This window comes from Stutzerimonas kirkiae (assembly GCF_004327335.1).
Taxonomy (GTDB): Bacteria; Pseudomonadota; Gammaproteobacteria; order Pseudomonadales; family Pseudomonadaceae; genus Stutzerimonas; species Stutzerimonas kirkiae.
Genome location: NZ_QJUO01000007.1, coordinates 45001 through 68118, shown reverse-complemented (window position 1 = coordinate 68118; position 23118 = coordinate 45001). Strand labels below are relative to the sequence as shown.

General features: G+C 65.4%; 24 protein-coding genes. 3 read left to right on the top strand and 21 right to left on the bottom strand.

The window, feature by feature from the left end; genetic code table 11:
- The first annotated feature begins 48 nt into the window (after positions 1 to 48).
- From DNJ95_RS06235 to DNJ95_RS06225, 3 genes are all read left to right on the top strand, one after another.
- Positions 49 to 2442, top strand: a complete 2394-nt coding sequence (locus DNJ95_RS06235) for a TonB-dependent siderophore receptor (RefSeq protein ID WP_131183867.1) — start codon at positions 49 to 51, stop codon at positions 2440 to 2442.
- 454 nt (positions 2443 to 2896) lie between these two features.
- Positions 2897 to 3949 carry an NAD(P)-dependent alcohol dehydrogenase gene (locus DNJ95_RS06230; protein WP_131183866.1) on the top strand — a complete coding sequence of 351 codons (1053 nt, stop codon included), beginning with the start codon at positions 2897 to 2899 and terminating at the stop codon, positions 3947 to 3949.
- A gap of 383 nt (positions 3950 to 4332) precedes the next feature.
- On the top strand, positions 4333 to 4965 hold the full coding sequence (locus DNJ95_RS06225) for a DUF2238 domain-containing protein (RefSeq protein ID WP_131183865.1): 633 nt from the start codon (positions 4333 to 4335) through the stop codon (positions 4963 to 4965).
- A gap of 14 nt (positions 4966 to 4979) precedes the next feature.
- On the opposite strand, the gene DNJ95_RS06220 is transcribed toward DNJ95_RS06225, so the two are convergent.
- The 21 genes from DNJ95_RS06220 to DNJ95_RS06120 all read right to left on the bottom strand — a co-directional run bounded on the left by DNJ95_RS06220 (position 4980) and on the right by DNJ95_RS06120 (position 23115).
- Positions 4980 to 5774: an amidohydrolase gene (locus DNJ95_RS06220; protein WP_131183864.1), complete on the bottom strand. Its 795-nt coding sequence runs from the start codon at positions 5772 to 5774 to the stop codon at positions 4980 to 4982.
- The gene (locus DNJ95_RS06215; RefSeq protein ID WP_131183863.1) at positions 5762 to 6910 is read right to left on the bottom strand and encodes a pyridoxal phosphate-dependent aminotransferase; all 1149 of its coding nucleotides are present in this window, start codon (positions 6908 to 6910) and stop codon (positions 5762 to 5764) included. Before DNJ95_RS06215 ends, DNJ95_RS06220 begins: the two co-directional genes overlap by 13 nt.
- Before the next feature lie 249 nt (positions 6911 to 7159).
- Positions 7160 to 9211: an AsmA family protein gene (locus DNJ95_RS06210; protein ID WP_131183862.1), complete on the bottom strand. Its 2052-nt coding sequence runs from the start codon at positions 9209 to 9211 to the stop codon at positions 7160 to 7162.
- A gap of 358 nt (positions 9212 to 9569) precedes the next feature.
- Positions 9570 to 11045 carry a ribosome biogenesis GTPase Der gene (gene der, locus DNJ95_RS06205; RefSeq protein WP_131183861.1) on the bottom strand — a complete coding sequence of 492 codons (1476 nt, stop codon included), beginning with the start codon at positions 11043 to 11045 and terminating at the stop codon, positions 9570 to 9572.
- A 93-nt stretch (positions 11046 to 11138) separates the two neighbouring features.
- Positions 11139 to 12287 carry an outer membrane protein assembly factor BamB gene (gene bamB, locus DNJ95_RS06200; RefSeq protein WP_131183860.1) on the bottom strand — a complete coding sequence of 383 codons (1149 nt, stop codon included), beginning with the start codon at positions 12285 to 12287 and terminating at the stop codon, positions 11139 to 11141.
- A gap of 4 nt (positions 12288 to 12291) precedes the next feature.
- On the bottom strand, positions 12292 to 12933 hold the full coding sequence (locus tag DNJ95_RS06195; RefSeq protein ID WP_131183859.1) for a YfgM family protein: 642 nt from the start codon (positions 12931 to 12933) through the stop codon (positions 12292 to 12294).
- A 28-nt stretch (positions 12934 to 12961) separates the two neighbouring features.
- The gene (gene hisS / locus DNJ95_RS06190) at positions 12962 to 14251 is read right to left on the bottom strand and encodes a histidine--tRNA ligase (RefSeq protein WP_131183858.1); all 1290 of its coding nucleotides are present in this window, start codon (positions 14249 to 14251) and stop codon (positions 12962 to 12964) included.
- Between the two features lie 14 nt (positions 14252 to 14265).
- On the bottom strand, positions 14266 to 15378 hold the full coding sequence (ispG, locus tag DNJ95_RS06185; protein WP_131183857.1) for a flavodoxin-dependent (E)-4-hydroxy-3-methylbut-2-enyl-diphosphate synthase: 1113 nt from the start codon (positions 15376 to 15378) through the stop codon (positions 14266 to 14268).
- A 2-nt stretch (positions 15379 to 15380) separates the two neighbouring features.
- Complete coding sequence (locus tag DNJ95_RS06180; protein WP_131183856.1) at positions 15381 to 16319, bottom strand: RodZ domain-containing protein; 939 nt, start codon at positions 16317 to 16319, stop codon at positions 15381 to 15383.
- Positions 16316 to 17077: a type IV pilus biogenesis/stability protein PilW gene (pilW, locus tag DNJ95_RS06175; protein ID WP_131183855.1), complete on the bottom strand. Its 762-nt coding sequence runs from the start codon at positions 17075 to 17077 to the stop codon at positions 16316 to 16318. The genes DNJ95_RS06180 and pilW overlap by 4 nt, the downstream gene beginning before the upstream one ends.
- Before the next feature lie 11 nt (positions 17078 to 17088).
- Entirely contained in the window at positions 17089 to 18228 is a 1140-nt protein-coding gene (gene rlmN / locus DNJ95_RS06170; protein ID WP_131183854.1) for a dual-specificity RNA methyltransferase RlmN, read from the bottom strand.
- A gap of 20 nt (positions 18229 to 18248) precedes the next feature.
- Positions 18249 to 18680, bottom strand: coding sequence for a nucleoside-diphosphate kinase (gene ndk / locus DNJ95_RS06165; RefSeq protein WP_131183853.1), 432 nt, complete (start codon positions 18678 to 18680; stop codon positions 18249 to 18251).
- Between the two features lie 476 nt (positions 18681 to 19156).
- Positions 19157 to 19570 carry a hypothetical protein gene (locus tag DNJ95_RS06160; protein ID WP_242671872.1) on the bottom strand — a complete coding sequence of 138 codons (414 nt, stop codon included), beginning with the start codon at positions 19568 to 19570 and terminating at the stop codon, positions 19157 to 19159.
- Positions 19567 to 20316 carry a DUF364 domain-containing protein gene (locus tag DNJ95_RS06155; RefSeq protein ID WP_131183852.1) on the bottom strand — a complete coding sequence of 250 codons (750 nt, stop codon included), beginning with the start codon at positions 20314 to 20316 and terminating at the stop codon, positions 19567 to 19569. Before DNJ95_RS06155 ends, DNJ95_RS06160 begins: the two co-directional genes overlap by 4 nt.
- Positions 20313 to 20687 (bottom strand): hypothetical protein, encoded by a 375-nt coding sequence (locus DNJ95_RS06150; protein ID WP_131183851.1) that lies wholly within the window; start codon positions 20685 to 20687, stop codon positions 20313 to 20315. Before DNJ95_RS06150 ends, DNJ95_RS06155 begins: the two co-directional genes overlap by 4 nt.
- Positions 20687 to 21184 (bottom strand): hypothetical protein, encoded by a 498-nt coding sequence (locus DNJ95_RS06145; RefSeq protein WP_131183850.1) that lies wholly within the window; start codon positions 21182 to 21184, stop codon positions 20687 to 20689. Before DNJ95_RS06145 ends, DNJ95_RS06150 begins: the two co-directional genes overlap by 1 nt.
- Before the next feature lie 3 nt (positions 21185 to 21187).
- Entirely contained in the window at positions 21188 to 21511 is a 324-nt protein-coding gene (locus tag DNJ95_RS06140) for a 2Fe-2S ferredoxin (protein ID WP_131183849.1), read from the bottom strand.
- 2 nt (positions 21512 to 21513) lie between these two features.
- On the bottom strand, positions 21514 to 21810 hold the full coding sequence (gene fdxB, locus DNJ95_RS06135) for a ferredoxin III, nif-specific (protein WP_131183848.1): 297 nt from the start codon (positions 21808 to 21810) through the stop codon (positions 21514 to 21516).
- Positions 21811 to 21907: 97 nt separating this feature from the next.
- Positions 21908 to 22114, bottom strand: a complete 207-nt coding sequence (locus DNJ95_RS06130) for a CCE_0567 family metalloprotein (RefSeq protein ID WP_131183847.1) — start codon at positions 22112 to 22114, stop codon at positions 21908 to 21910.
- 14 nt (positions 22115 to 22128) lie between these two features.
- Positions 22129 to 22611: a NifX-associated nitrogen fixation protein gene (locus DNJ95_RS06125; protein WP_131183846.1), complete on the bottom strand. Its 483-nt coding sequence runs from the start codon at positions 22609 to 22611 to the stop codon at positions 22129 to 22131.
- Between the two features lie 27 nt (positions 22612 to 22638).
- Complete coding sequence (locus DNJ95_RS06120) at positions 22639 to 23115, bottom strand: NifB/NifX family molybdenum-iron cluster-binding protein (protein WP_131183845.1); 477 nt, start codon at positions 23113 to 23115, stop codon at positions 22639 to 22641.
- Between the last annotated feature and the right edge of the window lie 3 nt (positions 23116 to 23118).

Sequence of the window (23118 nt, the reverse complement as noted above, 5' to 3'; positions counted from 1 at the left end):
AGGCGCATCACATCACCTGCATCGACCACAGCATACGAGGTATGCCGCATGCGCCCACCACGCCATCTCACCGCCCTGCCCCTGGCCATCGCCCTGTGCCTGAGCGGGCAACCCGTCATCGCCGACGACGGCAACCCCGCAGCCAGCCGGCAGCAACTGGTCCAGTTCGACCTGCCCGCCGGCCCGCTCGACGCCAGCCTGACGGCCATCGCCCGCCAGAGTGGCCGCGGCATCGTCTTCAGCGCCCCCCTGACCCGCGGCCTCAGCGCGCCGGCACTGCAAGGGAGCTACAGCGCCGAACAGGCCATCGACAAGCTGCTCGGCGGCTCGCCCCTGCGCCTGCACATCACCCCCAGCGGCACCCTGAGCGTCGGGCCGCGCGACGAGGCGGCCCTGGAACTGTCCGATATCGAAGTGGGCGGGAGCCGCCAGGACGCCTGGGGACCGGCCCACAGCCTGGTCGCCAGGCGCAGTGCGACCATGGGCAAGACCGATATGTCATTGCTGGAAACGCCCCAGTCGGTCTCGGTCGTCACCCGCGAGGAAATGCAACTGCGCCGCAGCGACAGCCTGGCCGACGTGCTCGGCTACACCGCCGGACTGATCAGCCAGCCGAACGGCTACAGCCGGGTCGCCGACGACTACCGGCTGCGCGGCTTCGACATCGGCCCACGCACCGGCAGCGTGCTACGCGACGGCATGAAGCTGCAGAGCACGCAGTTCGAAGGCGGCCAGGAACCCTACGGGCTGGAGCGTGTGGAAGTGCTCAAGGGCGCCGCGTCGGTGCTCTACGGGCAACTCGCGCCCGGAGGCCTGGTCAACATCCTGAGCAAGCGCCCCAGCCAGGACCCACTGCACGAGATCGAACTGGAATACGGCAATCACCAGCGCCGTCAGTTGGCCACCGACCACAGCGGCCCGCTCGACGACGAAGGGCGCTTCAGCTACCGCCTGACCGCCCTGTGGCGCGACAGCGGCAGCCAGTACGATGCCATCGACGACGACAAGCAATACATCGCCCCGGCCTTCGCCTGGCAGATCGACGAGCGCACCCGCCTGACGCTGCTGGCCAGCCACCAGCGTACCCGGACCACCCTGACGCCGCCGATACGCTACGACATCACCACCTACAGCGACACGCCCGGCTACAAGGTGCCCTACGACCTGTTCCCCGGCGAGCCGGACTACGACCAGTACGATGGCACCCTGCAGACCTTCGGCTACCTGCTGGAGCGCCAGCTCGGCGACAACCTGCAACTGCGCCATGCCGCCCGCTACTTCGAGTCCCGCAGCGACTATGACTACATCACCCTCAACAGCAGCAGCGTCACCGGCCCCGAGCTGTCGTTGCTGACCCGCAGCTACAACTCGCGCGAAGACATCGCCACCGGCTGGACCAGCGACACCAACCTGCAATGGACCCTGGAACAGGGCCGCTGGCAGCATTCGCTGCTGAGCGGCCTCGACTATTACCGCAAGACCTACGACAGCCACCGCTTCAGCGGCAACGCACCGCTGCTGGACCTGGCCAACCCGGTGTACGGCAACCTGCCCCAGGTGAACACCGCCATCGACCGCGGCTCGGACCTGCACAGCCGCCAACTGGGCCTCTACCTGCAGCACCAGGTCAAGCTCGACGAGCGCTGGGTCGCCCTGTTCGGCCTGCGCCACGACTGGGCCGACAGCGATACCCGCAACTACCGCGACGGCTCGCGCAGCGGCACCGACGACAGCAAGAGCACCGGCCGCGTCGGCCTGGTCTACCTCGCCCGGAATGGCCTGGCGCCCTATGTCAGCTACAGCCAGTCGTTCCTGCCCATCGCGGGCAGCGGCAGCGACGGCAGGGCCTTCCTGCCCACCGAGGGCGAGCAGTACGAGATCGGTATCCGCTACCAGCCGCCAGGGCGCGAGCTGATGCTCAGCGCGGCGCTCTACCAGTTGACCCAGAGCAACGTGCTGAGCGCGATCCCCGGCGCCGACTTCGACGAGCAGACCGGCCGCGAACGCAGCAAGGGCCTGGAGCTGGAAGCCAAGGGGCAACTGACGCCGGCACTGGCCATCACCGCCGCCTACGCCTACACGGACGCCCATATCATCGACGACAACAACGCCACGCTCGAAGGCTCGCGCGTCGAGGGCACGCCCTACCACAGCGCCTCGCTCTGGCTCGACTACCGTATGGAAGCCTTCGGCCTGCCAGGCCTGTCGCTGGGCGCGGGCGCCCGCTACAACGGCACCACCCACACCCAGCCGAGCATCAGCGACCGCAAGATCCCGGCCTATACACTGTTCGATGCGCGCATCAGCTATAGCCTGGACGAACACTGGCAACTGAGCCTCAAGGGCCAGAACCTCGGCGACCAACGCTACCTGTACTGCGCCAACTCCTGCCGCTACGGCGACGAACGCAGCCTGATCGGATCGGTCAGCTACAGTTGGTAAAAAAAGCAGCTTCAAGCTTCAAGCTTCAAACACTGCAGGCTGCGCTTGGAGGTGGGAGTTTTCCAACGGCCTCCAGGGTCTGTTGACGTTTCGGCGCGCCCGCGCCGACGCCTGTGGTTACACGGGGCAAGGCGCGAGGAGCGAAGTTTGCTCAGCGCATCCATGCGCTTCAGCCCTTGGGGCTTACACACAAAAACACTCCCGGCGTTTTTGTGGTGGGCCAGATGCGCCATCGAGTAACGCAGCCTCGTGTCACAACAGGCCCGGCCTTTAGGGTTGTGCGAGAAATAGCCCCCGCTGTCGTTGCGAACAGCGGCCTGGCTGCAACCCGTACCTTTCGTCCAGCTTCCAGCCTCCCGCGCTTTTATCGAAGCGCTGGATCAGCCAGCCATCGGGCGTAGACTGGCGCCCTGTGGAAGCAGAAGTCCATTCACCGCCAGACGAGTACATGACCATGATCGAAGCCAAAGGCTACGCCACCCACTCACCGGACTCGCCCCTCCAGCCCTACGACTTCCAGCGCCGCAGCCCGGGCGCCAGCGATGTGCAGATCGAGATACTCTATTGCGGCGTCTGCCACTCCGACCTGCATACCGCCCGCAACGAATGGCACAACACCCTTTACCCCTCGGTCCCCGGCCATGAAATAGTCGGCCGCGTGGTCGCCGTCGGCACCGCGGTGAAGGGCTTCAAGGTCGGCGACCTGGCCGGCGTCGGCTGCATGGTCGACAGTTGCCGCAGTTGCCCGTCCTGTGGCGAAGGGCTGGAGCAGTATTGCGAGAACGGCTTCACCGGCACCTACAACGGCCCGGTATTCGGCGGCGAGAACACCCTGGGCGGTTATTCCGACAGCATCGTGGTGGACGAGGAATTCGTCCTGCGCATCTCCCACAGCGGCAACCTGGCGGCAGTGGCGCCGCTGCTGTGCGCCGGCATCACCACCTACTCGCCGCTGCGCCAGTGGAAGGTCGGCCCGGGCCAGAAGGTCGGCGTGGTCGGTCTTGGCGGGCTGGGCCATATGGCGGTGAAGATCGCCAAGGCCATGGGCGCCCATGTGGTGCTGTTCACCACCTCCCCGGGCAAGCGCGAAGACGCCCTGCGCCTGGGCGCCGCCGAAGTGGTGGTTTCGAAGGACCCGCAAGAAATGAACACGCACCTGAACAGCTTCGACTTCATCCTCGATACGGTCGCCGCGCCCCATGACCTGAATGCCTTCCTCGCCCTGCTCAAGCGCGACTGCACCATGACCCTGGTCGGCGCCCCGGACTCGCCCCACCCGTCTCCGGATGTCTTCGGCTTGATCTTCAAGCGCCGCCGCCTGGCCGGCTCGCTGATCGGCGGCATCGCCGAAACCCAGGAAATGCTCGACTTCTGCGCCGAGCACGGCATCGTTTCGGAGATCGAGATGATCGATATCAAGGACATCAACGAAGCCTACGAGCGCATGCTCAGGAGCGATGTGAAATACCGCTTCGTGATCGACATGGCATCGCTGAAAGCGGCCTGATAAGAGCGCCTTCCAACAGAACCTGTTCACGATCTCGCGAGCCAGAGCCCCGCAAGGCGCAACGACCAAAGGGCGTAACAGCCGGAGGCTGGCCCGCAGGGTGAGCGCAGCGAGTCAAGCGGAGTTCAAGAGTGGTAAATGAGCATGACTCGCTGCGCTCGCCCCTCCGGGGTCGCACTGAAGTGCGTTAGCCGCAATCGGCTTGCCGAGCCTGTTTCAATGCGACAGGGCCGACGCGCAGCAGATCGTGAACAGGTTCTTACGGGTAACCGCAGCCGGAAGCCACAAGCTGGAAGCGGAACGCCCGCAGGGTGCGCACGGCGCCCCTTGCTCGTCCATTGCCAGTCCCCGGCCACAGCGAAAGCGAACAATAAGGCGGAAAAATGATACCTCAGAAGATACTCTACCCGGCACTCGGGCTCGCGGTCCTGCTCGCCCTGCTCCTTTCCGGCATCGCCCCCTATGATCGTGCCACCTGGCTGCTGGAGGTGGCGCCCGTACTGATAGCTGCACCGCTACTGATCCTCAGCCACCGCCGCTTTCCACTTACCCAATTGCTCTACATCCTGATCGCGGCCCATGCGCTGGTCCTGATCCTGGGTGGTGCCTATACCTATGCACGGGTCCCGCTGGGCTTTTGGGTAGAGGATTTCTTCGAGCTTGGCCGCAACCCGTACGACAAGCTGGGGCATTTCATGCAGGGCTTCGTTCCCGCGCTGATCGCCCGGGAAATACTCGTGCGCGGAAATTACCTGGCCAACGGCAGGATGCTCGCCTTTCTCTCGCTCTGCGTAGCGCTGGCCATCAGCGCCTTCTACGAACTGCTCGAATGGTGGGTCGCACTACTGGCCGGACAAGGCGCAGTCGAATTCCTCGGCACCCAGGGCGATCCCTGGGACACCCAGTCGGACATGCTGATGGCGCTGATTGGCGCAAGCCTGGCGCTGGCCTGGCTCAGCCGCTTGCAAGACCGGCAGATTGCCACGCTGGCGCAACGCTCCAACGGCCATCCGTAGCCTATCGCGCTGGCTCAGTTATCCAGGACGAAGGGATCGGCATCCTGGTAGGCCGGGAAGCGCTCGCGGAAGCGGGCCAGGTCGGCCGCCTTGAGGGTGGCGCGGAGTACGCCATCGGCATCCCCCGCCGTCAGCAGCGGGTCGCCGAGGAAATCCAGCACCTGGCTGTCGCCGCTGTAGGGATAGCCCTTGCCATCGCTGCCGACCCGGTTGACGGCGGCGACGTAGCACAGGTTCTCGATGGCCCGCGCCGGCAACAGGCGGTTCCAGGCATCGCGCCGGGCCGCCGGCCAGTTGGCGGTGTAGATCAGCAGATCGGTGCCATGGGGATCGCGGCTCCACACCGGAAAACGCAGGTCGTAGCAGATCAGCGGCCGCACCTGCCAGCCCTTGAGCTCGAACAGCGCCTGCCGCTCGCCCGCCGTGTAGTGCTTGTGCTCGCCGGCCATACGGAACAGGTGGCGCTTGTCATAGTGCGCTACCTGGCCATCGGGGCGCGCCCACAGCAGCCGGTTACGGTAGCTGCCATCGGCGGCCCGGGTGATCAGGCTGCCGCTGACCACCGCGCCGATACGCTGCGCCTGCTCGCTCAGCCAGACATGGCTCGGCCCCTGCTCCGGTTCCGCCAACGCGGCGGAGTCCATCGAGAAGGCGGTGGTGAACATCTCCGGCAGCACCACCAGGTCGGCGCCCCGCGCCTGCTCCAGCAGCGGTTCGAAGCGACGGCGGTTGGCCTCGGCATCCTGCCAGACCAGGTCGGTCTGGATCAGCGCCAGTTCGAGATCGGGTAATCGGCTCATATCGCGCATAGTCGTTGCGCTGCCTGGCGCAGCGTCTCCTCCCGTTTGGCAAAACAGAAACGCACCAGGCGCAGGTCGGCCGGTGCCTCCTGGTAGAACACGGAAACCGGAATGGTCGCCACGCCATGCTCGCGGGCCAGCCACTCGGCCATCTGCACGTCATTCAGGTCGGGGCGGATCGCCGAATAATCGGCCACCTGGAAATAAGTGCCCGGCGAACGCGTGAAGGTGAAGCGCGAAGCGGCCAGCAGGTCGCAGAACAGGTCGCGCTTGGCCTGGTAGAAATCCGGCAGTTCGGCGATATGCTGCGGATAGGCCGCCATGAAATCCGCCAGCGCCCATTGCAACGGCGTCACGCCGCAGAAACTGACGTACTGGTGCACCTTGCGCAGCTCGGCGCTCAGCGCCGGCGGGGCAATGACATAGCCGGTCTTCCAGCCGGTGACGTGGTAGGTCTTGCCGAAGGAACTGACCACCAGGGCACGCTGGTACAACTCTTCGTGGCGCAGCACGCTGGCGTGCTCGCGCCCATCGAAGACCAGGTGCTCGTACACCTCGTCGCTCAGCAGGTAGATATCGCGCCCACGGATCAGCCCGGCCAACTGGTCGAGATCGGCCCTGGCGATCAGCGCACCACTGGGGTTGTGCGGGGTATTCAGCACGATAAGCCGGGTGCGCGGGCCGATGGCCTCGGCCAGTGCCTGCCAGTCGATGGAAAAATCGGGCCGCTTCAGTTGCAGATGGATACAGCGCCCACCCGCCAGCTCGACCGCCGGGGCATAGCTGTCGTAGCTCGGGTCGAACACGATCACCTCGTCGCCCGTACGTACCAGCGCCTGGATCGCACAGAACAGCGCCTCGGTCGCACCAGGGGTGATGGTCACCTCGTGCTCGGCGCTCACCACCCGGCCATAGAGGGCCGCGACCTTGGCCGCGACCTGCTCGCGCAACGCCGGCAAGCCGGTCATCGGCGCGTACTGGTTGTGCCCGGCCATCACATGCCGGGCCACGGCCTCGCGCAGGGCCTCCGGCCCGTCGAAATCGGGAAAGCCCTGGGAAAGATTGATCGCCCCGGTCTGTGCCGCGAGCTGGGACATGGTGGTGAAAATGGTGGTACCGACGCTGGGCAGCTTGCTCTGGATCATGGGAACGACCGAATGCCTGGGGCATGAAAGATTGCATGCCTGCCGGGGGTGTGTCCATACGCGGGAAGCAGGCTGACAGGGCAATCGCGCTATACCGTTATTCACCGGCAAGATGCTTCGATAAAAGCGCTGGAGGCTGGAAAGCTGGACGAAAAATAGCGGTTGCCACGCACTTTCGTCCGGCCTCGAGCCTTCCAGCGCTGTTTCGGCTGTCTGCCGTGCAGAGCGCGATCGCCCTGGGCAGGCCGCTCAATCTCCGCCCTGTATCTGCCGCAACAGCGGCTCACACTGGCTCGGCTCGTCGCCGGCACTGGGCGCCACCAGCGCCAGCAGGCCGGCCGCCGGCGCCACCGCCACGCCAAGGGCCAGCAGGCCTGCCCCGCGCAACGCCAGCGGCGTGGCCTCCACGCCAGCATCCGGCGCCTTGAAGGTACCGCGCACATAGAGTGGCGAACGCAGGGAGAAGATGCGCAGCCCCTTGGTCGCCGGGGTGATGGTGAAATCCAGCCGCTCGCTGGCGAAGTTGGCACTGCCGTCGACCTTGACCACCGCATTGTCGGTATCGACGACGAACAGGCGCGTGCTCATCAGCCCCCGCTCGATGCCAAGATCGGCGGCGGCACAATGGATCTTCACCTCATCGTCACCGAACAAGCGCCCCACCAGGTAATTGCCTACGTTGAGCCCGGCGATTTCCATCAGCCCGCGGCTGACCGCGCCATCGTTGATCAGCATCTTCAGTTCGCCGTCGGCAGCGCCCAACAGGGCCGCCAACGAGTTGCCACGCGCCGCCAGGCTGGCATCGCCGTTGAGTTCGCCGAAACTGGTCTGCATTGGTGCGAAACCGGGAAACAGTTGCTTGAGCTTGAGGTCACGCGCACTCAGGCGCATCTGCCCCTGCAATGGAGTGACCGCGCCGTTGAGGTGTATCTGCGCGTCGAGCTGGCCGCCGGCCAGGCCGAAACGCAGCGGCTCGAGGCCGAGCATGCCGTCATGGAGCAGCACATGGGTGTCCAGGTCAGTGATGGGCAAGTGCTCGCTGTGCACGATGCGCTTGCCGATGAAACGCACGTCGGCATCCATGGCCCGCCAACGATCGGTACGGAACTCGGAGGCGGGCAGCACCTTGTTCGCTGGCTGCCGATCCCGCCCGGCTTCACCAGGACCGGTATCGGCACTGGAATCGGCGCCGATCAGCGGCGCCAGGTCGCTGAACAGCAACTGGTTGGAGGTCAGTTGGCCGGACAGCTTGGGGCGCGGCTCGCGGGCGACGAAGGTCAGGTCGCCGTGGATATCACTGTCGCCGATGCGGCCAGTGAAGCCGAGGTAGCGGAAGACCGCCCCATCGGCATCGCGCAAGTCCGCCTGCAGGCGACCATCGGTGCTGTAGCGCGGGCTTTGCGGCAGGGTCACGCCGGTCAACGGGTAGAGATGGTCCAGGCTGCTGCCGGACAGGCGCAGGCGCAGATCCAGCGCGCCGAGGTTCTGCGGGTCGGTCAGGCTGCCAGCCAGGACGATATGGGTGGCGCCGATGCGCAGGTCCGCCTGCAACGGAAAAGGCTGCGACGCATCGTGCAGCGCCAGCAGCCCACCGACACGGCCACTGCCGGTAACCGCCTGGCCACGGAAGTGGCCCTTGGCCTGCCAGGCGAACGCGTAGTCCTGTGCATTGGTATTCGTCTCGGCCAGGCGCCCGGCAACGTTCTTGCCGACGATCTCGGCGAAAGGAATCGGTTCGCCGAGCGGTGCTATCGACGCTTCCAGGCGGGTGTCGCTGCTTTGGTCATCGAGCGTGAGCTGGCCTTTGTCAAAACCGATGGTGCCGATATCCAGTGTCCAGGGTCCTGGCTCGTCCGACGGCTCGCCGCCGAGCTCGAAGGTCCAGTTGGCGCGGCCATCGGCAAGGCGTTGCAGGTCGGCCAGCGGCGCGCCCAGCTCGATACTCGGAATGCGCACGGTCTTGCGCAACAGCGGCAACAGCGCCAGGCGCAAACGAACACTGTCGAGGCTGACGAAGGTCTCGCCCTGCGCCCATTCCGGGTTGCCCAGGCGCAAGCGCTCTGCGGAGACATTCGGCCAGGGTATCCAGGCAGCCAGCCCCTGCTGGCCGGCCTCGCGCTGCCAGGCCACGCGCAGATCGCCCTCGATGGCGAACGGCCGGTCCAGCGCCGCCGAGACCTGCTGGTTGATAAACGGGCGTGCCCGGTTCCAGTCGAACAGCGCCAGGAACAGCACAAGTGCGACCACCAGCAGCAGGAAAACGGCGACCAGCCATAGCATCAGCTTGCGTATATACCGCATCCATCGACCTCCTTTCGTCTTGGACCGAGCGGTACTCGCTCGCTCAAAACCAGGGCTTTCGGGGTAAAAGCAGCCATAGGCCTGAAGCCGTCGCAGGGTGCGCCATGCGCACCGGCGAGTAACGCGCTATCCCCGGTGCGCACGGAGCACCCTGCACTTCAAGCCTGCAGGCGCGCTCCTATCGTCTTACGAAGACGTTGAAAGTCGTGGTTCCAATATCCATATGACTGGAAAGATCGGCCAACGCTCCACGGTGCCGGCAGGAAAAGGAAAATATCCGACGCGGGGCGGCCGGCCGCGCCTCGTATCCAGCGGGATTGCCCCGGTCGCGCCGCCAATCGCCAGGCGCGCTCGAGCGCTACTTCTTCTTGTCCCGGCGCTTCTTCTCGGCCTTCTTGTGGTGCGACATGAGCCGGCGCTTCTTGTTCACCTGGCGGTCGGTCAGGGTGTTCTTCTTGCCCTCGTAGGGGTTCTCGCCGCCCTTGTATTCGATGCGGATCGGCGTGCCGACCAGCTTGAGTACGCGCCGGTAGGTATTTTCCAGGTAGCGCGAATAGGACTTGGGCACCGCGTCGACCTGGTTGCCGTGGATCACGATCAACGGCGGATTGGCGCCGCCCAGGTGGGCATAGCGCAGCTTGATGCGGCGGCCGCTGACCATCGGCGGCTGGTGCTCGCGCACCGCGTCCTCGAGGATCTGCGTCAGGCGGCTGGTCGGCCAGCGGGTGATGGCCGAGCGGAAGGCGCTCTGCACCGACTTGTAGAGGTGGCCGACACCGGTACCGTGCTTGGCGGAGATGAAATGGATATCGGCATAATCGACGAAGAACAGTCGCCGCTCCAGTTCGGTCTTCACATAATCGCGCTCGCCGGGCTCCATGCCGTCCCACTTGTTCAGGGCGATGACCAGCGAACGACCAGTCTCCAGCACGAAGCCGAGCAGGTTCAGGTCGTGCTCGACCACCCCTTCCCGCGCATCCATGACGAAGATCACCACGTTGGCGTCCTGGATCGCCTGCAGGGTCTTGACCACGGAGAACTTCTCCACCGCCTCGAAGATCTTGCCGCGCCGACGCACACCGGCGGTGTCGATCAGGGTGTACTTCTCTTCATCGCGCTCGAACGGGATATAGATACTGTCGCGGGTGGTGCCGGCCTGGTCGTAGACGATGACCCGTTCTTCGCCGAGCATGCGGTTGACCAGGGTCGACTTGCCGACATTCGGCCGGCCAATGATGGCGATCTTGATGCCATCCTTCTCGCTCGGGCCGGGGATACGGGCCAGCGCCTGCTCCTCGGTCTCGTCGGCGGCGCCCTCCTCGGGCTCCGGCTCTGGCTCCGGCTGCTTGAAAACGCCCAGCACATCCTGCAGCAACTGGCTGATGCCACGGCCATGGGCCGCCGCGATCGGCGAGGCATCGCCCAGGCCCAGCGGGCTGAACTCGGCACGCGCCAGGTCGGGGTCGATGGTGTCGACCTTGTTGGCGACCAGGAAACTGCGCTTGTTGCGCTTGCGCAGGTGCTCGGCGATCATCTGGTCGGCGGCGGTCAGGCCGGCCCGCGCATCCACCATGAACAGCACGGCATCGGCTTCCTCGATGGCCTGCAGCGATTGCTCGGCCATCTTCGCATCGATGCCCTCTTCGTCGCCGGAAAGACCGCCGGTATCGATCACGATATAGGACTGGCCCTGCCACTTGGCCTCGCCGTACTGGCGGTCGCGGGTCAGCCCGGCGTATTCGGCCACGATGGCGTCGCGGCTCTTGGTCAGTCGGTTGAACAGCGTGGACTTGCCCACATTGGGGCGGCCCACCAGGGCGATTACGGGAACCATGCGGCTCTCCATTGCGATATTTCAGAAAACACGAAGGCCGCTGCATGGCAGCGGCCCAGCACTCGGACAGCGACGACGGGGGCGGTGAAAACCTCAGTCGTTCGGCTCGATGGTCAACGCCATCAGCTTGCCGTCGTTGCCATAGGCATACAGCCAGTCGCCCTCGACCACCGGGCGGCTGCGCAGCCCGGCACTGTCGATGCGGATACGCGACACGAAGCGGCCATCGATCTGGCTCAGCAGATGCAGGTAGCCCTCGAAATCGCCCACAGCGACATAACTGGAAAACACCGACGGCCCCGACAGTTGCCGGCGGGTCAGTTCCTCATTGCGCCACAGCGCGGTGGTGGAGCGCTCGTCGATCGCTTCCACCGAGCCATCGGCCAGGCTCAGGTAGATGCTGCCGTAGCCCTGGGCGATACCGGAATAGGTCGAGGCATCGCGCTGCCACAGGATACGCCCGCTCTGCAGCTCCAGCGCGGCGGCGCGGCCCTGGTAGGTGGCAACGTACAGGGTGCCACCGGACAACAGCAGGCCACCGTCGATATCGACGATGCGCTCCAGCTCCGAGCGGCCCTGGGGAACCGCGACGCGCTGCTCCCATACCGGCAGGCCACGGCTGGTGTCCAGCGCCACCACCTTGCCCGACGACAGGCCGGCGATCGCCAACTGGTTGGTCAACAGCGGCGCCCCGGTACCGCGCAAGGTCAGCACCGCCGGCGAACTCTCATAGCTCCAGCGCTGGCTGCCATCGTCGATGTTCAAGGCGATCAGGCGGTCGTCCTGGGTCTGCACCAGCACGATATCGCCATTCACCGCTGGCGAGGCCAGCACTTCACTGCTGACCCTGGTGCGCCACACCTGCTCGCCGCTTTCCACGTCCAGCGCCAGCACTTCACCAGTCAGGGTGCCGACCAGCACCAGGCCATAGCCGACCCCCACGCCACCGGAGACCGGCACATCCAGGTCCTGCTTCCACACGACCTTGCCGGTTTCGCGGTCCATGGCGACAACCAGCCCCTCGACATCGGCGGCATAGATATGCTCGCCATAGAGTGCCGGCGTCAGCAGGTTGTAGGTCTTGCCCTGGCCATCGCCGATGGAACGGCTCCACTGTTTCTTCAGCTTCACCTCGGCAGTGAACTTGGTCAGTTCGGCCGGTTGCGGTTCTTTCTTGTCGTTGCTGCTGCAACCCACGGCCAGAACGGCCAGGGCCAGCAACGCAGTCGTCTTCCAGCGCATGGCTTCAAGCCTCCTCTCGGGCCAGATCATCGAGCTTCAATTGCAGGCCACCAATGGCGGCGTCCTGGGACAGCGACGCCTTGGCCTTGCTGTAGGCGGCATGGGCCTCGTCTTCACGACCAAGTTGCACCAGCAGGTCGCCACGCAGTTCCTCGCGGCCGGCGGCGAAGGCCTTGTCGGCCTCGCCATTCAGCAGCGCCAGCGCTTCCTCGGCCTTGTCCTGGGCGGCCAGCACCCGGGCCAGACGCTGGCGGGCCAGCTCTTCCAGGGTGGCATCGGCAGGCTTGTCCAGCACCAGGCGCAATTCGCTCACGGCATCGTCCAGGCGCCCGGCCTCCAGGGCGACCTTGGCCACGAACAGGCTGCCGTACTGGGCATACTGGGTACCGGCGAAGTCTTTCTTCAATATGCCGCCCAGGCGCACGATCTCGGCAGGATCGACCTGGGGAGAGTCGAGCGCGGCAGTCAGCAACTGCTGGTAGACCACCGACGCGCCTTGCGCCTGCTTGAGTTGATGGTTCTTCCAGAACTGCCAGCCGAACACCAGCACCAGGGCCACCAGGCCACCGGTCACCAGGGGTTTGCCGTTGCGCTGCCACCAATCCTTGAGTTGCTCGATTTGTTCATCTTCGGTAGCCGTGCTCACACGTTCACTCCTTTCATTCGCTTTGATCTCAGGCCTGTTCGACACAGGCTGCCAGATGCTCGGCCAGAGCATCCCAGGCAATATTCTGTTGTTCGCCATCGTCACGCAGCGGCTTGCAACCTACCACGCGCGAGGCCAGTTCGTCCTCGCCGAGGATCAGCGCGAAACGGGCACCACTCTTATCCGCCTTCTTGAACTGGCTCTTGAAACTGCCACCCCCGCCATTCACCAGCAGGCGCAGCCCCGGTACCCGGTCGCGCAGCCGCTCGGCAAGCTCCAGCGCCGCCAGCTCGGCAGCCTCGCCAAAGGCGCAGATATAGGCATGGGGCGCCGGGCTCAGGGCCTCGGGCACCAGCGCCAGGGTTTCCAGCAACAGCACCAGGCGCTCGACCCCCATGGCGAAGCCCACCCCCGGCGTCGGCTTGCCGCCGAACTGGCCGACCAGGCCATCATAACGGCCGCCGGCACAGACCGTGCCCTGGGCGCCCAGTTTGTCGGTCACCCACTCGAACACCGTGCGGCCATAGTAGTCCAGGCCACGCACCAGTTTCGGATTGATCTGGTAGGCGATGCCGACCGCATCCAGGCGCGCCTTCAGTCCCTCGAAATGCTCGCGGGAAGCCTCGTCCAGGTAGTCGCTCAGGGTCGGCGCACCGACCAGCAATGCCTGGGTCTGGGCATTCTTGCTATCGAGAATGCGCAGCGGGTTGGTGGTCAGGCGGCGCTGGCTGTCTTCGTCGAGCTGGTCGAAACGCTCGCGCAGGTAGGCCACCAGGGCATCGCGGTACTCGGCCCGCGCCTCGCTGGAACCCAGGCTGTTCAGTTGCAGGGTCACCGCATCCGCCAGGCCCAGGCGCTTCCACAGGCGCGCCGTGAGCACGATCAGTTCGGCATCGATATCCGGACCGGGCTGGTTGAACACCTCCACGCCAATCTGGTGGAACTGCCGGTAGCGACCCTTCTGCGGCTTCTCGTAACGGAACATCGGCCCGGTGTACCAGAGCTTCTGCACCTGGCCGCCGCCACTCAGGCCGTGCTCCAGCACCGCCCGCACGCAACCGGCAGTACCTTCCGGGCGCAGGGTCAGTGACTCTTCGTTACGGTCGAGGAAGGTATACATCTCCTTGTCCACGACATCGGTGCCTTCACCGATGCCGCGGGCGAACAGATCGGTGAACTCGAGGATCGGCAGGCGGATCTCGCTATAACCATAACCATCGAGCAACTGTGCGAAAGTCGTTTCCAGGTAGCGCCAGATCGGGGTCTGCCCGGGCAGGATATCGTTCATGCCACGGATGGCTTGCAGGGACTTGCTCAATGCTTTTCCTTAAATCAGCTGCGGATGATCAACGCGGACTCGGCCTGCGCCTTTTCGGCGGCCTTCTGGCGGATCAGTTGTTCGAGTTCATCGACCAGGTTTTCATTGGTCAGCTTCTGCGCCGGCTTGCCATCGATATAGATCAGGTTGTTCGGCGTGCCGCCGGTCAGGCCGACATGCGCCTCCTTGGCCTCCCCCGGCCCATTGACCACGCAACCGATCACCGCCACGTCCATCGGCACCAGCAGGTCGTCCAGGCGGCCTTCCAGCTCGTTCATGGTCTTGACCACATCGAAGTTCTGCCGCGAGCAACTCGGGCAGGCGATGAAGTTGATGCCTCGCGAACGCAGGCGCAACGACTTGAGGATATCGAAGCCGACCTTGATCTCCTCGACCGGGTCGGCGGCCAGGGAAATGCGGATGGTGTCGCCAATCCCCTCGGCCAGCAGCATGCCCAGGCCGACGGCCGACTTGACCGTCCCCGAGCGCAACCCGCCCGCTTCGGTGATGCCCAGGTGCAACGGCTGTTCGATCTGCCTGGCCAGCAGCCGGTAGGCCGCCACGGCCATGAACACATCGGAAGCCTTCACGCTGACCTTGAAGTCAGGGAAGTTCAGTCGATCCAGATGTTCTACGTGGCGCATCGCCGACTCGAGCAGGGCTTCGGGCGTAGGCTCGCCGTACTTCTTCTGCAGGTCCTTCTCCAGCGAGCCGGCATTGACGCCGATACGGATCGGGATACCCCGCTCGCGGGCCGCCTCGACCACCGCCTTGACCCGGTCCTCGCGCCCGATGTTGCCGGGGTTGATACGCAGGCAATCGACGCCCAGCTCGGCCACGCGCAGGGCGATCTGGTAGTCGAAATGGATATCGGCGACCAGCGGCAAACGCACCCGCTTCTTGATCTGCCCGAAGGCCTCGGCCGCTTCCATGGAGGGCACCGAGACACGGACGATATCGGCGCCGGCATTTTCCAGGCGCTGAATCTGCGCGACCGTCGCGTCGACATCACAGGTTTCGGTGTTGGTCATGCTCTGCACGGCGATGGGCGCATCGCCGCCCACCGGCACATTGCCGACCCAGATCTTGCGGGAAACGCGACGCTTGATGGGGGACTCGGAATGCATCGTTACCGCCCAAGGCTGAAGCGTGCGATCTCGCCACGCATATGGGGCGCCAGATCGACCGCCTCGCCGTTGTAGCGCACCTGTGCCGCCGAGGCATAGCCAAGGTGCACGGCGAAGGGCGCCCTGCCGGTCAGGGTCTGGCTGCTGCCGGCCTTGGCCAGCGCACTGAACAGCACCTTGCCATCGGCATCGGTTACCTGTGCCCAACAGTCGCCAGTGAAATTCAACTCCACCCGACCCTGGTTCGCGGCCAGTGGCGGCTGCTCCGGCGGGGCCGCGGCTGGCTGCTCCGTGGCGCTCGTCGCACTTGCCGCGGCAGACGGCGCAGCGTCCGTCTCCTGCGGCGGCGCCGAAGCGTCAGGCCCAGCCTCTTCCGGCGCTTCGACCAGCGCAACGGCAGCGGGCTCTGATTCATCGTCCAGCGCCGTGCCCTCTCCCGGGTCCAGCACATGAACCTCGGTCGTGCCGTCCACCGACTCGACCTCGATACGCTCGAAGGCGCTGCTCAGGCTGCCGATGGCATCGCCGTCGTTCTGCTCCTGCCACCAGTAGAAAGCCGTGGCGAGCAGCACCAGCAGCAGGCTGATACTGAACAGGCGCAGTACATTGCGCGTCACACCGGAGGGCTCATCGATACGCTGCAGGCTGTGCACCGCACTGCTGGCAGCGCCGCTGCCGGTATACGCATCGAACTCGTGCACCAGTCGATTCTGGTCCAGCTCGAGGAACTTGCCGTACGAACGGACATAGCCACGGGCGAAGGTCGCCCCCGGCAAACGCGAAAAATCCCCGCTTTCTATCTGTTGCAGGGTTTTCACTGGCAGGTTGAGTTGCAGGGCGACCGCCGCCAGCGACAAGCCCTTGCCCTCGCGTGCCTCGCGCAGGGTTTCGCCCGGGTTGGCACAGGCCGATGGTGTGGATTCTGGGTACGATGCGCTCATCGTTGCTCCGACTGGTACTGCCTATATTCAGAAGTGCCCGGGTACAGGCGCTGCAACTGCAGGGCCAGCATCGCAGCCTGCTCGGGTTGCTGGTGGATCTGCGCCAGGCGGATGCCCAGCAGCAGGCTACGCGCGTTCTGCCCGGACAACTGGCTGAAGGCATCATAATAGCCTTTCGCGGGAACGTATTGTCCGGCGTCGAAAGATAACTGCGAAAGTTCGAGCAACGCCAGCGGTTGCCGGCTATCAAGCCGCAACGCGCGCTGGAAATGCGCCTCGGCCTGATCCGCCTGCCCGAGCCGTAGCGCCGTCAGCCCGAGGTTCTCGAAAACCCTGGCGCGCTCGCTGTAGAAAGTATCCGCGGAAGCCTGCTCGAAACGCGCCATGGCTTCCTGGTAACGCCCCTGCTCGAACAGGAAGCTGCCATAGTTGTTGAGGATTCGCGCATCGCCGCCATGGGCCAGCGCCGCACGGAAATGCTCATCCGCCAGCGAATTCTCCATCTCCCGCTGGAACACCAGGGCCAGCGCCGCATGCGCATCGGCGCTGCCTGGATCGATCGCCAGAGCGCTGCCCAGGGGCGCCTTGGCGCTGGCAGTGTCGCCCTGGGCGAGGTAGCCGAGCCCCAGGCGCACATAGGCGTCACGCGCCTCGTTGCGACCACTTTCGCTCTTCAGGGGATCGGTATCGTGCGAAGACACGCACCCGCCCAGCACGCCGACCATGAAGAAAAACAGCAAAGCGAGTCGCACATCCATGGACAAGCCTCTCAGGAACGGCCAGCGGCGGCGGAAACATCGCTCTGCAACTCACGGACAGCGATATAGCGCTCGCTGCGGCGCGTGCGGTCCATCACCTGGCCGACCAGTTGCCCGCAGGCGGCATCGATGTCATCGCCACGGGTGGTGCGCACCGTCACGTTGAAGCCGGCCTTGTGCAGGGCGTCCTGGAACCGGCGGATGGCATTGTTGCTCGGACGCTCGTAGCCGGAATGCGGGAACGGGTTGAACGGGATCAGGTTGATCTTGCACTCGATGCCGGCCAGCAGCGCGATCATCTGCCGGGCATGCTCGGGCTGGTCGTTGACCCCTTCCAGCAGCGTGTACTCGATGGTCAGGAAACGCTTCTCGCCGAGCTGGGAAATATAGCGCTGGCAGGCTTCCAGCAGCATCTTCAGCGGATATTTGCGATTGATCGGTACCAGCTTGTCGCGCAATTCGTCGTTGGGCGCATGCAGCGACAGCGCCAGGGATACGTCGATGACCTTGGCCAACTCGTCGATCATCGGTACCACGCCGGAGGTGGACAAGGTCACCTTGCGCTTGGAAATGCCGTAGCCCAGGTCATCCATCATGATGTGCATTGCGGCGACGACATTGTCGAAATTCAGCAGCGGCTCACCCATCCCCATCATCACCACGTTGGTGATGGCCCGGTCGATCTTGGCCGGGACGGTGCCGAAGGACTTGTTGGCGATCCACACCTGGCCGATCACTTCCGCCGCGGTGAGGTTGCTGTTGAAGCCCTGCTTGCCGGTCGAGCAGAAGCTGCAATCCAGCGCACAGCCGGCCTGGGACGATACGCACAGCGTGCCCCGCCCACCCTGTGGGATGTAGACGGTTTCCACGCAACTGCCCGAGGCGACGCGCACCACCCATTTGCGGGTGCCATCGCTGGAAATGTCCTCGCTGACGATTTCCGGGCCGCGTATCTCGGCAGAGGCCTTGAGTTTTTCACGCAAGGCCTTGCCGATATTGCTCATGGCGTCGAAATCATCGACGCCGAAATGGTGGATCCACTTCATTACCTGACCGGCACGGAAGCGCTTCTCCCCGATGGAATCGAAGAAGCTCTCCATTTGCGGCTGGGTCAGCCCCAGCAGGTTCACTTTAGCGGTCGATACGGCCATGTGGTTCCACCTGCGTCCGCTTAGCGGATGCGAGCATTGATTTCGGTTTCGGCGAAGAAGTAGGCGATCTCGCGCGCGGCGGAAGCCTCGGAGTCGGAACCGTGGACGGCGTTCTCGTCGATGGAAACGGCGAAATCGGCGCGGATGGTACCGGCGGCGGCTTCTTTCGGGTTGGTCGCGCCCATCAGCTCACGGTTCTTGGCGATGGCGTTCTCGCCTTCCAGGACCTGGACGATGACCGGGCCGGAGATCATGAAAGCGACCAGATCCTTGAAGAAACCGCGTTCGCTGTGCTCGGCGTAGAAACCGGCAGCCTGGCGCTCGGACAGTTGCAGTTGCTTGGAAGCGACGATGCGCAGGCCGGCCTTCTCGAAACGGCTGGTGATTTCGCCGATGACGTTCTTGGCGACGGCGTCGGGCTTGATGATGGAGAAGGTGCGTTGCAGGGCCATTTGAGACTCCAGAATTTCAGGGTTGAAAGTAAACGAGTAAACCCGCGAATCATACGTGAGTTTGGCTGAAAGGATAAGGGGGCGGCTGCAAGCCAGGGCGATCGCGCTATGCACGGCAAACAGCCGAAAACAGCGCTGGAAGCGTGAGGCTGGGCGAAAGAGCATGGCAACCGATGTTTTTCGTCCAGCTTTCCAGCCTTCAGCGCTTTATCGAAGTACCTTGCCGGTTGAAAAACGGCATAGCGCGATCGCCCTGGCGGGGTCAATACGTCCATGGTGTCGCGAACCCGCTCTTACTTGCCTGCAGGCAGCGCCGATAGTGGTTGTGCGGATGCCAGGTGGCGGGACGGGGCCTTCGCCGCCAGGGATGGCGGCGAAGAGCTACAGGGATGTATTCACGCGGTCCCGCCACCTGGCATTCGCGCAGGAACGCGGATCGCGAAAACACGCCGTGACATTTAATATATGACGCGACCTTAGCCGATCAGCACTTCGTAGGCCCTGCGCAGCAGTTCGCGATCGAGCCAGGGCATGCCGATGCTTTTCGGCAACTCGATCCAGTGGGTGCCGACGGGCGCCGGGCAGAGATCGTGGCCCGGCAGTGCGGCCAGGTAGACCGGCAGGCGCATGCCCGGCACCTCCAGGCTGACCTGGAACTCGCTGACCAGTTCCAGCGCCGGGCCGATACCAAGCTCCTCCTGCACATGGCGCAGGGCACTGGCCGGATGGACCTGCAGCGGGCTGTCGCACGGCCCCTCGGCGAATACCGCCAGGCTCGGCAGGGGCAACGGCAACACCACGCCGGCGCGTTGCGGGACCAGGAAATGCAGGCGCGCGCTGACCGGATGCTTATGGCACAGCAGCATGCGCCAAGGTTGCGCCCCAGTCATGACGGCAACCCCAGCAAGGCGTACTCCACCGGCCCGGCGAACAGCCGCGTACCGCCGCCCTCCATCACCACCCGCCGCGCGGCCTCGCCATCCAGCACCCGCACCCCCGCCAGGTAGTCCACGCCGAACTGGCGCCAGCCGGGCAACCAGGGCAGGCTCGGGCCCATCAGCACCACCCGCGCCTGGGCGGACAACTGCAGCAAGCGCGGCAGGGTCTTGTTGGCGATGCTGCTGGCGCTGACGAAGACCCAGTCCGCCTGCGGCAACAGGTATTCGGCGGCGCTGTCGGGCAGGTCGCCGTCCTGCAGGTGGCGCTCCAGGCACGTATAGGGCAGGTCCTGCCAGAGCCGTTCGAGGCCGGGATAATGGCCGATCACCACCACCTTGCGCCCTTCCAGGCGCGGGCGGAAATGGGCGAACACGCGCAGATGGCCCGGCGCATCGTCGCGCAGCGGCTCGGCCTGCCCGGCGCAGCCAGCGGCGCCGTTGACGCAGGCATTGAGCACGGCCAGGCCGACCGCCGCCTCGGCCTCGTCCCAGGACAGCAGCCACTGGCGCAGGCGCTCGCTCGGCTGGCCGCCGAGGCTGCCGGCCCAGCCCAGGGTGCGCGGCACCTGGCGCGGGCTGAAGGCAAAGCCCAGGCCATCCGCCACCTCGGCCAGGGTCCAGTTGAGGCCGAGGCAGACCCGTTGCAGCGGGGCGCCCTGCACGCTGCTGGCCAGCAGCCAGTCGTAGAGCGCGTTCATGCGCCCAGGGCCGGCAACAAGCGCAGTTCGCTCTTCAGCGCGCCAGGCCAGCCCCAGGCGGTGACCGCCTCGATCACCCACTGCGGCTTGCCCGGGTGCGGCAGGAGGATGTCGAACTCGGCGAACACCTGGCCGTCGCCGGTGAGCAGGATGCTGCCCAGGTAGCCGCCATGCTCGCCACGCCATTCGGCATACAGGGCCAGGCTGTGGTCGAAGGGATCCTCGCGCAGTTCGCTACGGCTGTTCGGCATGCCGGCGACGCTCAGGCCCTGGTCGATGCCGGCCCGCTGCAGGCAGGCACCGAGGGCCGCCCAGGTTTCCGCGAACAGCGGGGTGGCTTGTTGCAGGCAGTGGTCAAGCGACGGTTTCATCAATCATCCTCAGTGAAGGAACGGGCGATCTGCAGGAAGGCGCCGCCGCCGATTTCATCGAACGGGTCCAGCGCCAGGAGCTGCTCCAGCACCCGCCGCGCATCCCGTACCCTGCCCCGGCGCAGACGGATCACCCCCAGTGCCTTGAGGCTGAACAGGTACAGCCGCTCGCCCCCCGCGCGGCGCTGCCAGTCGGCGCTGTCGGGCCGCAGGCGGCGGTAGTTGCGGTTGAACCCGGCGCTCGCCGCCGCGCTGCGCAAGGCCCGCCACACCGCGACCTCGGCTTCGCGGTAGCGCGCGTGGAAGAAATAGAACTTGTACAGGCCGATATGCGCATCCGGTTCCTCGGCCCAGCGGCGCAGGGCTTCGAGCAACAGCGCCTCGACCGCGGCCGGGTGCTCGAGGCTCTGCGCCGCGCTCAGCAGGTAGCGCAGGCCGGTGGGCGTGCGGTCGGAGAAGAACGCCCGGGTAGTGCCCCACAACAGCAACTCGCCCATGGTTCACCAGAGCTCCGACGGAGTGAGCTTGTCCACCCAGGGCTCGCCTTCCAGCAGGTGCTGGCGGACGATGACCTCGGCGTCCGCCGGCTCGACCCAGCTGTACATCACCGCACCGGGATAGACCAGCACATTGGCCCCGGCCTGGCAGGGACCGAGGCAGCCAGTGCCGGTCAGCGCCATGCGGCCCTGCAGGTTGCGGCGGATCAGCGCCTGGGCGAAGGCGTCGAGCAGCGCCGCGCCGCCCTTGGCTGTGCAACTGCCGCGCGGGTGTCCGTCCGGGCGCCGCTGGGTGCAGACGAAGAGATGGAATTCGGGCCTGGCCATGCTCAGGCCGCCGCCGCTTCATGGGTATGGCACTGCTTGGGGCAGACGCGGGCGCAGGACATGCAGCCGATGCAGTCCAGCCCATCCTGGATGGTCATCACCATCATCTCGTCGTCTTCATCGAAATCATCGTCGTCCTCGACCATGCTGCCGCGCTCCACCAGCGCGAACACGTCCCGTGGGCAGACCTTGTAGCAGCGCCCGCAGCCGATGCATTTCTGCGCATTCAGCGCGGTGACGAATTGCGGAACCCAGTCGGCTCCACCCCGGGTGCGCCCGGTAATGACATGCTCGGCCATCTCGATCTCCTCATCCCATCAAAAGCAGCCATAAGCTGCAAGCCATGCAGGGTGCGCTGTATTGTTCATCGACCCGGCCACGGCGCCGGGCCTGTCGTCAGGCGCCGGCCTGTTCCAGCCGCGCCTTGGCTTCGGCCCAGTCGCGGCAGGCCTGCCGGGTGCGCTGAGCCAGTTCCGGGAGTTCCTCGTAGTCGCTGAGCAGGCGGTCCTCGACCAGGTCGTGGACCTGCGAAGCCCATTCGCTGGCGATACGCTTCTTCTGGCTGACTTCCTTCTGCAACGCCTTGCGTTGTTCTTCGCCCATGGCCACCTCCCCTGTCAAAGCTCGGCGACGACGCGGTGCTCGCCGACCTGGGCGACCGCCTTGCCCAACAGCTTCCCGGCCTCGGCGACCACGGCATCGAGGGAGTCGAAGCCGAAGCGGTGCACGTCGCGCAGGATCTTGTCGACCACCACCAGCTTGCCGACCAGGATCAGCGCGCGGCCGAAGCCCTCGTGGGTGAGGTTGATCACCGGCACGGCGAGCAGCCCGGTTTCCCGCTCGATCATCTGGGCGATGGCGTTGTAGTAGGCCTTGACCCGCGACAGGGTGGTCTCGTCGGGGTCGCCCACCACCGGGATGGCCCGCCGCCGTTCCTTGGTCAGCACCAGCGGGTCGAGCACCCGGGCGTCGCTCCAGGTGTCGTAGGTGCCGTAGCTGTCCATGGCGCGCAACTGCACCACCATCTGGCGGATGACCGGCTGCTGCAGGGCCGGGTCGCCTTCCTGCACCACCTGTTGTTGTTCCGGCACGTCATACATATCTGCTTCCTCGTTGGAATGTTCCCGCTATTCGTCCCAGCCTTCGGCGGCCATGGCGTCGAAACGCTGCAAGTCCGCGCCCCTGGTCCTCTGGATCGCCTTGGCCAGCCAGGCCGACGGCCCTTCGCGCAGTTCCGCCTGGAGGGTCTCGAGCAGTTCGCCGATGCGCGCCGACTCGCCGACCTTCACCGGCTGCACGCCGATGGCCAGCAACTGGCGCACCGCCGAGGCGCCGCAGGCGCGGCAGTACACCGCGATGCAGCCATCGAGCAGGTCCAGCTTGCTGGCCAGTTTGTCTTCGTTGCCGTCCTGCTGCTGGTCGCCGAACTCGACCACCAGCAGCAACTGCGCACGCTCGGGGTTGACGCCATAGATGGCGAAGGCACACGACGAGCCGAAATGCTGGTCGACTCGCTCGCGGTCGGAAGAGGCGAAGGCCACCCTGAGCAGGGTGCCGTCGTCCTGGTCGTCGAGGACCTGCAGTCGTCGGGTCTGGCTGGACATGAG

Excerpts from the sequence above, each read along its gene's own strand:
- DNJ95_RS06235 (WP_131183867.1), top strand. The coding sequence starts at position 49 with ATGCGCCCACCACGCCATCTCACCGCCCTGCCCCTGGCCATCGCCCTG.
- DNJ95_RS06230 (WP_131183866.1), top strand. The coding sequence starts at position 2,897 with ATGATCGAAGCCAAAGGCTACGCCACCCACTCACCGGACTCGCCCCTC.
- DNJ95_RS06225 (WP_131183865.1), top strand. The coding sequence starts at position 4,333 with ATGATACCTCAGAAGATACTCTACCCGGCACTCGGGCTCGCGGTCCTG.
- DNJ95_RS06220 (WP_131183864.1), bottom strand. The coding sequence starts at position 5,774 with ATGCGCGATATGAGCCGATTACCCGATCTCGAACTGGCGCTGATCCAG.
- DNJ95_RS06215 (WP_131183863.1), bottom strand. The coding sequence starts at position 6,910 with ATGATCCAGAGCAAGCTGCCCAGCGTCGGTACCACCATTTTCACCACC.
- DNJ95_RS06210 (WP_131183862.1), bottom strand. The coding sequence starts at position 9,211 with ATGCGGTATATACGCAAGCTGATGCTATGGCTGGTCGCCGTTTTCCTG.
- der (WP_131183861.1), bottom strand. The coding sequence starts at position 11,045 with ATGGTTCCCGTAATCGCCCTGGTGGGCCGCCCCAATGTGGGCAAGTCC.
- bamB (WP_131183860.1), bottom strand. The coding sequence starts at position 12,287 with ATGCGCTGGAAGACGACTGCGTTGCTGGCCCTGGCCGTTCTGGCCGTG.
- ispG (WP_131183857.1), bottom strand. The coding sequence starts at position 15,378 with ATGCATTCCGAGTCCCCCATCAAGCGTCGCGTTTCCCGCAAGATCTGG.
- DNJ95_RS06180 (WP_131183856.1), bottom strand. The coding sequence starts at position 16,319 with ATGAGCGCATCGTACCCAGAATCCACACCATCGGCCTGTGCCAACCCG.
- pilW (WP_131183855.1), bottom strand. The coding sequence starts at position 17,077 with ATGGATGTGCGACTCGCTTTGCTGTTTTTCTTCATGGTCGGCGTGCTG.
- rlmN (WP_131183854.1), bottom strand. The coding sequence starts at position 18,228 with ATGGCCGTATCGACCGCTAAAGTGAACCTGCTGGGGCTGACCCAGCCG.
- ndk (WP_131183853.1), bottom strand. The coding sequence starts at position 18,680 with ATGGCCCTGCAACGCACCTTCTCCATCATCAAGCCCGACGCCGTCGCC.
- DNJ95_RS06160 (WP_242671872.1), bottom strand. The coding sequence starts at position 19,570 with ATGACTGGGGCGCAACCTTGGCGCATGCTGCTGTGCCATAAGCATCCG.
- DNJ95_RS06155 (WP_131183852.1), bottom strand. The coding sequence starts at position 20,316 with ATGAACGCGCTCTACGACTGGCTGCTGGCCAGCAGCGTGCAGGGCGCC.
- DNJ95_RS06150 (WP_131183851.1), bottom strand. The coding sequence starts at position 20,687 with ATGAAACCGTCGCTTGACCACTGCCTGCAACAAGCCACCCCGCTGTTC.
- DNJ95_RS06145 (WP_131183850.1), bottom strand. The coding sequence starts at position 21,184 with ATGGGCGAGTTGCTGTTGTGGGGCACTACCCGGGCGTTCTTCTCCGAC.
- DNJ95_RS06140 (WP_131183849.1), bottom strand. The coding sequence starts at position 21,511 with ATGGCCAGGCCCGAATTCCATCTCTTCGTCTGCACCCAGCGGCGCCCG.
- fdxB (WP_131183848.1), bottom strand. The coding sequence starts at position 21,810 with ATGGCCGAGCATGTCATTACCGGGCGCACCCGGGGTGGAGCCGACTGG.
- DNJ95_RS06130 (WP_131183847.1), bottom strand. The coding sequence starts at position 22,114 with ATGGGCGAAGAACAACGCAAGGCGTTGCAGAAGGAAGTCAGCCAGAAG.
- DNJ95_RS06125 (WP_131183846.1), bottom strand. The coding sequence starts at position 22,611 with ATGTATGACGTGCCGGAACAACAACAGGTGGTGCAGGAAGGCGACCCG.
- DNJ95_RS06120 (WP_131183845.1), bottom strand. The coding sequence starts at position 23,115 with ATGTCCAGCCAGACCCGACGACTGCAGGTCCTCGACGACCAGGACGAC.